The sequence below is a fragment of the Streptomyces sp. SM11 genome, assembly GCF_002910905.1.
In the GTDB taxonomy this organism is placed as follows: Bacteria; Actinomycetota; Actinomycetes; order Streptomycetales; family Streptomycetaceae; genus Streptomyces.
In genome coordinates this window covers 1-7,493 of record NZ_NEUE01000025.1, presented here as the reverse complement: position 1 = coordinate 7,493, position 7,493 = coordinate 1, and the positions used below count along the sequence as shown (strand labels likewise).

The 7,493-nt window shown below is 71.3% G+C and carries 9 protein-coding genes and 1 pseudogene; 3 read left to right on the top strand and 7 right to left on the bottom strand.

The features are described from left to right. Positions 1-281: pseudogene (locus B9S58_RS01735) on the top strand (two-component system response regulator); the annotation flags it as partial. Positions 282-535: 254 nt separating this feature from the next. On the opposite strand, the gene B9S58_RS01730 reads toward B9S58_RS01735, so the two are convergent. The 4 genes from B9S58_RS01730 to B9S58_RS01715 all read right to left on the bottom strand — a co-directional run bounded on the left by B9S58_RS01730 (position 536) and on the right by B9S58_RS01715 (position 4,265). Next, on the bottom strand, positions 536-730 hold the full coding sequence (locus tag B9S58_RS01730; RefSeq protein ID WP_103530385.1) for a hypothetical protein: 195 nt from the start codon (positions 728-730) through the stop codon (positions 536-538). A 111-nt stretch (positions 731-841) separates the two neighbouring features. Continuing rightward, positions 842-1,735: an SDR family oxidoreductase gene (locus B9S58_RS01725; protein ID WP_103530384.1), complete on the bottom strand. Its 894-nt coding sequence runs from the start codon at positions 1,733-1,735 to the stop codon at positions 842-844. Beyond that, entirely contained in the window at positions 1,732-2,670 is a 939-nt protein-coding gene (locus B9S58_RS01720) for an alpha/beta fold hydrolase (RefSeq protein WP_103530383.1), read from the bottom strand. Before B9S58_RS01720 ends, B9S58_RS01725 begins: the two co-directional genes overlap by 4 nt. Next, a complete protein-coding gene (locus B9S58_RS01715; protein ID WP_103530382.1) occupies positions 2,667-4,265 on the bottom strand; it encodes an NAD(P)/FAD-dependent oxidoreductase in 1,599 nt (532 codons plus the stop codon). The genes B9S58_RS01720 and B9S58_RS01715 overlap by 4 nt, the downstream gene beginning before the upstream one ends. Before the next feature lie 168 nt (positions 4,266-4,433). On the opposite strand from B9S58_RS01715, the gene B9S58_RS01710 reads away from it, so the two are divergent. Then, positions 4,434-5,075, top strand: coding sequence for a MerR family transcriptional regulator (locus tag B9S58_RS01710; RefSeq protein WP_103530381.1), 642 nt, complete (start codon positions 4,434-4,436; stop codon positions 5,073-5,075). A gap of 9 nt (positions 5,076-5,084) precedes the next feature. Here the strand turns inward: B9S58_RS01710 and B9S58_RS01705 are convergent, their stop codons facing one another. Beyond that, positions 5,085-5,900, bottom strand: coding sequence for an exodeoxyribonuclease III (locus B9S58_RS01705; protein WP_103530380.1), 816 nt, complete (start codon positions 5,898-5,900; stop codon positions 5,085-5,087). Between the two features lie 108 nt (positions 5,901-6,008). Here B9S58_RS01705 and B9S58_RS01700 point away from each other — a divergent pair, with 108 nt between their 5' ends. Beyond that, positions 6,009-6,500, top strand: coding sequence for a GNAT family N-acetyltransferase (locus B9S58_RS01700; protein ID WP_103530379.1), 492 nt, complete (start codon positions 6,009-6,011; stop codon positions 6,498-6,500). Between the two features lie 31 nt (positions 6,501-6,531). Here the strand turns inward: B9S58_RS01700 and B9S58_RS01695 are convergent, their stop codons facing one another. Both B9S58_RS01695 and B9S58_RS01690 read right to left on the bottom strand, forming a co-directional pair. Continuing rightward, positions 6,532-7,011 carry a GNAT family N-acetyltransferase gene (locus B9S58_RS01695; RefSeq protein ID WP_181009144.1) on the bottom strand — a complete coding sequence of 160 codons (480 nt, stop codon included), beginning with the start codon at positions 7,009-7,011 and terminating at the stop codon, positions 6,532-6,534. Positions 7,012-7,055: 44 nt separating this feature from the next. After that, on the bottom strand, positions 7,056-7,493 hold a 438-nt coding region (locus tag B9S58_RS01690), incomplete at its 5' end, for a CAP domain-containing protein (protein ID WP_146063442.1).

Below are 7,493 nucleotides of genomic sequence, written 5' to 3'. Positions count from 1 at the left end.
CGTCCACGCCCGCTCCCGTGCCCGCCCCTGTACCGGCCGCCGGCGCCCGGCTCCCCAAGGGCGTCACCGAGCAGACGTCCGATCTCGTACGCCGTACCCTCGCCGCCCGCCCCGAAGGGCTGTCCGCGTCGGAGTGCGCCGCCGACAGCGGCCTGTCCCGGGTCAGCGCCCGCCGCTACCTGGAGTTCTTCGTCTCCACCGGCCACGCCCGCGTCGCCCTCCGCTACGGCACCACGGGCCGCCCGGAGCACCGCTACCACTGGCTGACCGCCGCCGACTAGAGGAGCCCGGGCCCCGGGAGGGTGAGCCCCAAGAGCCGGGGTGGGTCGGTTTTCCGCAGGTTCGAAGCACTACGGGCTGCGGCTCGCGTTGCCCCACGAGACGCCTCGGGTCCTTGCGGCAGCCAGAAGAGAACAGGAAGAACGGAAGCCACAGGGACGAGAAGGAGGCGCACCCGGTCGCCCGGATGCGCCTCCTGACGCGACGCGTACGCACGCGCGAACCGCAGCGCGCACGCGTCACACCTCAAGGACCGTCAACGGTCAAAACGCTCGCGCGCCTGGTCCGCCGCGTCCTGGGCACGTTCCTTCATGCCCGGGGAGGAGTCCGACTTCTGGTCACGGGCCTGGGAGGCCCGGTCCTCGGCCTCTTCCTTGCCCTGACCGGCCTTCTGCTTGGCCTGGTCGGCGAGCTCCTGCGCCTTGTCCTTGAACTGGTCTGCGATACCCATGCTGTTCACTCCAGTGGGATGCGTGGGGGTACGTGTGGGGTGGTCCCCAGCGGGGCCGTGCTCAGCGTTGCACGACCCGACTTCTCACGCATTTCGGACCACTACCCACCGTCACCCACGGTCCGCGCGCTCCGCACGCGCGTCCTGGTCCGCCGCTCCCCCGGCCCCCACCAGGCCCTTCGACACGGTGTGGAGGCGCGGCTCGAAGCGCCGCATCTCGCGCTGCCCGCCGATCGCGATGACGGACGGCAGATAGCCGCGGACCGACTGCATCCCGCGCAGCCACCACTGGGCGTACACGTGCGGGGAGCGGCGTGCGATGCCGTCCACGATCCGGTCGACGGCCGGGCCGAGCGGATACGTACGGTTCATCGGCCACGGCAGCCGCTGGCGCAGCTCGCGCATCACGTCGTCCTGGTCCGCGCCGCGCACCATGTCGGTGTCGGTCCAGGAGAGATAGCCGACGCCGACCTTGACGCCCTTGTAGCCGACCTCGGCGCGCAGGCTGTGCGCGAAGGCCTCGACGCCCGACTTGGACGCGCAGTACGCGGTCATCATCGGGGCCGGGGTGATGGCGGCCAGCGACGCTATCTGGAGGAAGTAGCCGCGGCTCTCCATCAGCACCGGCAGGAAGGCCCGCCCGGTGACCGCGCCGCCGATGAGGTTCACCTCGATGACCCGCCGCCAGGCGTCCGGGTCGGAGTCGGCGAACGGGCCGCCCGAGGCGACGCCCGCGTTGGCGACGACGACGTCGACCTTGCCGAAGCGTTCCTTCACCTCGCGCGCCACCCGGGCCATCGCCTCGTGGTCGGTGACGTCGGCGAACCAGTGGTCGCTCTCGCCGTGCAGCCGCTCGGAGACGTGCTTCAGTTCGTCCGCCTCCAGGCCGACGAGCGCCAGCGTCGCCCCGCGTGCCGACAGCTTGCGGGCGAGCAGTTCGCCCACGCCCCGGGCCGCGCCGGTGACGACGACGACCTGGCCCTCCAGATTCCGCCTGCTGCTCATGCGACATCCTCTTTCGCGGCCATGGTGGCCGTCCCCGTGGCGACGTACCGGGTGACCAGTTCCCTGATCTTCGCCGTGACAGCCTCCGGGGCCTCCACCGGCGTCATGTGCCCCATGCCCGTCAGCTCGGTCAGGCCCAGGCCGACCGGCAGGGCGGCCGCGATGTTCCGCGCGTGGACCGGCGGGGTCAGCCGGTCGTCCGTGCCGGCGATCACCGCGGTCGGCACCCGCAGTTCGCGTACGCCCGAAGCCAGGTCCAGTTCGGCGAGCACATGGCCCCACTCCACCCTCGCGCGGCGCGGGCAGGCATGCACGATGCGGGCGCAGGCGTCGACCCGGTCCGGCGCCGAACCCCGGCCCATCGTCGCGTACTTGAGGACCTTCCTGGAGACCGGGGTGACCGGGCCGAGGGGTGCTTTCGCGCCCAGTACGGCGGTGGTGAGCCGGGTACGCAGTGCGCCCGCGCGCAGCGGCAGGACAAGGGCCTCGGCGGTCAGCCGCGTACTGCCGGTGGAGCAGAGCAGGACGGCGGCGGCGTGCTCGCGCAGTCCGGGGCGCGAGGCGGCGGCCATCACCGTCATCCCGCCCATGGAGTGCCCGGCGAGCACCGCCTTGCGGCCCGGGGCGAGCGTCGCGGCGAGGACCGCTTCGAGGTCGTCGGCCAGCGCGTTCGTGCTGTAGCCGCCGGGTCCCGGCTCGGGGGTGAGCCCGTGGCCGCGCTGGTCGTAGGCGATGACCCGGTGGTCGGCGGCCAGGTCACGGATCTGGGCGTCCCAGAAGCGGGTGCTACAGGTCCAGCCGTGGGCCAGGACGACGGCCGGGGCGTCCTCGGGGCCGTGCAGTTCGACGTGGATCCGCGAACCGTCGGCGGAGCGCGCGGTCAACTCGGCCGCGGGCGCCGGCGGTACGGTGTCGCGGTGCGGGAGGCGGCTCATCGCGTGGCCGCCTCTGCGACGGATTCGGTTTCGGAAACGGCGGTCACCGTCTCGCGGTCGGTGCGGCCGGGCTGTTCGGGCACGCGCCCGGCCCCGGCGGCCCGCTGCGCACCACCCGCCGCTCCGGCCCGTATGACGTCGTACTCCGCGAGGTCCACCGAACGCGTCTGCCGCCGGAACTCACCCGTCGTGCCCGGCCAGACCGTCGTGTTGCGGCCCTCCGCGTCCTGGTACCAGCTGGTGCAGCCGCCGGTGTTCCACACCGTGCGCTTCATCCGCTGCTGGACCCGGTCGTTCCACCCGGTGACGGCGGTGGCGCGGGCGCCGAGCGCGGCCCGCCCGCCCAGGACGTTCAACTGCCGCAGGTAGTCTGCCATGTAGTTCAGCTGGGACTCGATCATCAGGATCATCGAGGAGTTGCCGAGCCCGGTGTTGGGGCCGATAATTGTCATCCAGTTGGGGAACCCGGCGGCGGTCGCGCCGCGCAGCGAGTTCATCCCGCCCTTCCACGACTCGGCGAGCGTGATGCCCTCCTCGCCGACGACCCGCTCCGCGATCGGCATGTCCGTCACATGGAAGCCGGTGCCGAAGATGATCGCGTCGACCTCCGCCTCGCTCCCGTCGGCGGCGACCACCGTGTTGCCGCGTATCTCGCCGAGCCCGGAGGCCACCACGTCCACGTTGGGCTGGGCGAGGGCCGGGTAGTAGGTACTGGAGAGCAGGATCCTCTTGCAGCCGATGCGGTAATCGGGGGTCAGCTTGGCCCGCAGGGCAGGGTCCTTGATCGCCCGCGCCATGTTGGACTTGGCTATCTTCTCCACCAGGCCGAGCTGGTCGGGGTGCTTGGTGAAGGCGCTGACCTGCAACTCCCGTATGCCCCAAAGCAGTCCACGGCGTGCCGTGCCGGTGACGGGAACGGCCCGGTGCAGTGCCCGCTCGGCCTTGCTTATCGTGCGGTCCATGCGCGGCATGACCCATGGCGGGGTGCGCTGGAAGAGCGTGAGCCTGGCGGTCCTCGGCTGTATCGCCGGGACGATCTGGATGGCGGACGCGCCCGTGCCGACCATCGCGACGCGCTTGCCGGTCAGGTCGTAGTCGTGGTCCCAGCGCGCGGAGTGGAAGACCTTGCCGGGGAAGGAGTCGAGCCCGGGTATGTCGGGCATCTTGGGGTCGGAGAGCGGCCCGGTGGCGGAGACGACCACATCCGCGCGGAGGGTCGTGCCGTTGGCGGACTCGATCACCCAGTACAGGTTCTCCTTGTCCCAGCTCATCAGCTTCACCTCGTGGTTCAGCCGGATGTGCGGGCGGAGCCCGAAGGTGTCGGCGACGCGCTCCAGGTAGGCCCGGATGTGCTCCTGGCCGGAGAAGGTGCGCGGCCAGTCGGGGTTGGGCGCGAAGGAGAAGGAGTAGAGGTGGGACGGTACGTCGCAGGCGCAGCCGGGATAGCTGTTGTCGCGCCAGGTGCCGCCCACCGAGTCGGCCCGCTCCAGGACGACGAAATCGGTGATGCCTTCGCGGCGCAGCCGGACGGCGGCCCCCAGGCCCCCGAATCCGGTTCCGATCACCGCCACACGTACGTGCTCCTGCTGGGCCATGCTGCCGCCTCCCGCGGTACGTCACACGACTCTGCCAGCAATCACTGGCATTGTTCGGAGAGTAGAGCAGGACCGTACTGATGGGTAGGGGGCGGACCGAGGAAAGTTACCGGCGGTACAACATAGGGTGCCCCTGTGGCTGAAGGACGCGAGCACCGTGAATACCGCATGGAGGAGCTGGCCAAGGAGGCCGGCATCACCGTGCGGACCCTGCGCTTCTACCGGGAGCGCGGACTGATCCCACCACCTCGCCGCGAGGGCCGCATCGCCTGGTACGACGACCACCACCTGGCCCGACTGCGGACCATCACCGGCCTGCTGGAGCGCGGTCACACCCTCAACGGCATCGCCGACCTGGCCGCCACCTTCGAGAGCGGCCGCGATGTCGCCGAGGTGCTGGGCCTGGGCGAACCGACCGAGGAGACCCCGGTCCGCCTCACCCCGGAGCAGCTCGCGGACTACTTCGAGGGCGAGGTCACGCCCGAGAACCTCGCCACCGCGCTGGACCTGGGCTATCTCGCCACCGACGGCGACGAGATCGTGCACATCAGCCGCCGTCTCCTGGAGGTGTCGGCCGAGCTCGTACGGGAAGGGGTGCCGCTGTCCACTGTGCTCTCCTCGGGCCGCCGCGTCCGCGAGCACGCGGACGCGCTCGCCGAGATCTTCGTACGCGTACTCCATGCCCACGCCGCCGAGACCGAACCGGCCCAGCTGCGGCCGCTGGCCCGCGCGGTGGTGGACGCGGAGCTGTCCATGGCCCTGGACCGGAGGCTGCGCCGCGAGGACGGCACACAGCCCCCGAAGGCGTAACTGCCCGCGCTACCGCTCGTAGACGACCGTCACCGGCGCGTGGTCGCTCCAGCGCTCGCCGTGCGTGGCGGCCCGCTCGACCCAGGCCTTCACCGCGCGCCCGGCAAGCCCCGGGGTCACCATCTGGTAGTCGATCCGCCAGCCGGAGTCGTTGTCGAAGGCCCGCCCCCGGTACGACCACCAGCTGTACGGCCCCTCGACGTCCGGGTGCAGCCGCCGCACGACGTCGACGTACGCGGCCTCCTCCAGGACCCGGGTCAGCCAGGCGCGCTCCTCGGGAAGGAAGCCGGAGCTCTTGCGGTTGGCCTTCCAGTTCTTCAGGTCGGCCTCCTGGTGGGCGATGTTCCAGTCGCCGCAGACCACGACCTCCCGGCCGTCCGCCGCCGCCCGCCCTTTCAGCCCCTGGAGGTAGGGCAGGAAGGCGGCCATGAAGCGCTCCTTCTCGTCCTGGCGCTCGGTGCCGACCTCACCGGAGGGCAGATACAGGCTCGCGACGGTGACGCCGGGGAGGTCGATCTCCACGTACCGGCCGCTCGTGTCGAACTCCTCCGCCCCGGGGACCCCGAAACCGCCGAAGCCGATCTGGACCCGCTCGGGGGCCTGCCGCGAGTACAGCGAGACACCGGCGCGGCCCTTGGCCGCGGCGGGCGCGTGGACGGTGTGCCACCCTTCGGGGGTGCCCACCCCTTCGGGCAGCTGGGCGAGCTCGGCCCGCACTTCCTGGAGGCAGACCACATCGGCGTCGGTCCCCGCCAGCCACTCGACGAAGCCCTTCTTGGCGGCGGCGCGGAGCCCATTAACATTCACGGAGGTCACTGTGAGCAAAACATGCTCCCCATCTTCACGAGCGTTCGTCGCCCACTGACGGAGGTCACTGTGAGCATCCCGAAACAGTACCCACCCCACCTAGCGCATAGATGTACGATATTTAGCATGATTATTCAGCCTCGGCCTTTCGATCACCCCGACGCCGTCAAACTCAACGACCAGGTACAGCTCGAATACGACGAGCGCTACGGCGATGGGGGCGATCTCACACCGCTCGACCCCTCGATGTTCCTCCCGCCGCGCGGCCTGTACCTGCTCGCCTACGACGAGCGGGAACGCCCGGTGGCGACCGGTGGCTGGCGGACCCAGGACCGCAACGCCGAGGGCTACTGGGACGGCGACGCGGAGATCAAGCGGATGTTCGTGATCCCCGAGGGACGCGGCAGGGGCCTGGCCCGGCGGATGCTGGCCGCCCTGGAGGAGGACGCGCGCGCCGCCGGCCGGATCCGGATGGTCCTGGAGACCGGCGACCAGCAGCCCGAGGCCATCGCGTTGTACGCGTCCAGCGGCTACGCGGTGTGCGAGAAGTTCGGCCACTACCGGGAGTACGAGAGCAGCATCTGCATGGCCAAGCCGCTCCAGCGGCCCGGAGCGTGATCCGGCAACCCCGGGGCCGGGCCACGATTGCTCACGCGTCCGCGTCCGTGCCTGCTCCCGCGCCGAGCACCAGGACCACGTGCTCGTCCTCCCCGTACCGCACCGTGCCGGCCGCCGTGAACCCGCACTTCTCCAGCAGCCGTATCGAGCCGGTGTTCCCGGCGGCGGGGTCCGCGTACAACGGGCGGGCCGTCTCCCGCTCCAGGAACGCGGTCAGCGCCCCGGTGCCGATGCCCCGGCCCCAGTACGGACGGCCGAACCAGTAGCCGATGAAGCGCCGCTCCCCCTCCCACCAGGCCACGATGTTCCCCGCGGGCTCGCCGTCCACGACGACCGTCTGCACGAGGACGGTCGGATCCCCCAGCACCTTCGTCGTCCAGTGCGCCATGAACGCCTCCCGCTCCCGGGGAGCGAAGCGCGATCTCCGGACCGCCTCCGGATCGTGCTCGTACGCGAGGAAAACCTCCAGGTCCCCTGGTCCGACATCCCTGAGCCGCACACTGTTTCCCATGCTCACCGAGTCTGGCACCCGCCACTGACAACGGGCCCGGCCGCTCAGCGCGGGGTGGCCAGCACCTGGGTCCAGTAGGGGCCGCGCGGGGAGTCGGCGATGCCCACGCCCACGTGGACGAAGGCGCAGTTGAAGATGTCGTCGTCGCGGCCGGGACTGTTGCGCCACTCCTCGACGACGGCGGCCGGATCGCTCATGCCCGTCGCGATGGTCTCCCCGACGGCCGCCCAGTCGTAGCCCGTGGCGTCGACCCGGTCGCCCACGCCCCGGCCCGAGGAGTCGGTGTGGTCGAAGTAGTCCCGCGCGGCCATGTCCTCGGAGTGCCGCTGGGCGACCCCGGTCAGCCGGGGGTCGGTCTCCAGCTCGGGGCAGCCGTTCGCGGCGCGCAGGGTGTTGACCCGGGTGACCACGCCGGCGTCCGGGCCGGGGCGCGGCTTGCCGGACGCGGGCGACGCGGAGGGCGACGGGGCGACGGCGGGCGG

Bases quoted from the DNA above. Each gene is read 5' to 3' on its own strand.
- B9S58_RS01695 (WP_181009144.1), bottom strand. From the start codon at position 7,011: ATGGGAAACAGTGTGCGGCTCAGGGATGTCGGACCAGGGGACCTGGAG.
- B9S58_RS01730 (WP_103530385.1), bottom strand. From the start codon at position 730: ATGGGTATCGCAGACCAGTTCAAGGACAAGGCGCAGGAGCTCGCCGAC.
- B9S58_RS01725 (WP_103530384.1), bottom strand. From the start codon at position 1,735: ATGAGCAGCAGGCGGAATCTGGAGGGCCAGGTCGTCGTCGTCACCGGC.
- B9S58_RS01720 (WP_103530383.1), bottom strand. From the start codon at position 2,670: ATGAGCCGCCTCCCGCACCGCGACACCGTACCGCCGGCGCCCGCGGCC.
- B9S58_RS01715 (WP_103530382.1), bottom strand. From the start codon at position 4,265: ATGGCCCAGCAGGAGCACGTACGTGTGGCGGTGATCGGAACCGGATTC.
- B9S58_RS01710 (WP_103530381.1), top strand. From the start codon at position 4,434: ATGGAGGAGCTGGCCAAGGAGGCCGGCATCACCGTGCGGACCCTGCGC.
- B9S58_RS01700 (WP_103530379.1), top strand. From the start codon at position 6,009: ATGATTATTCAGCCTCGGCCTTTCGATCACCCCGACGCCGTCAAACTC.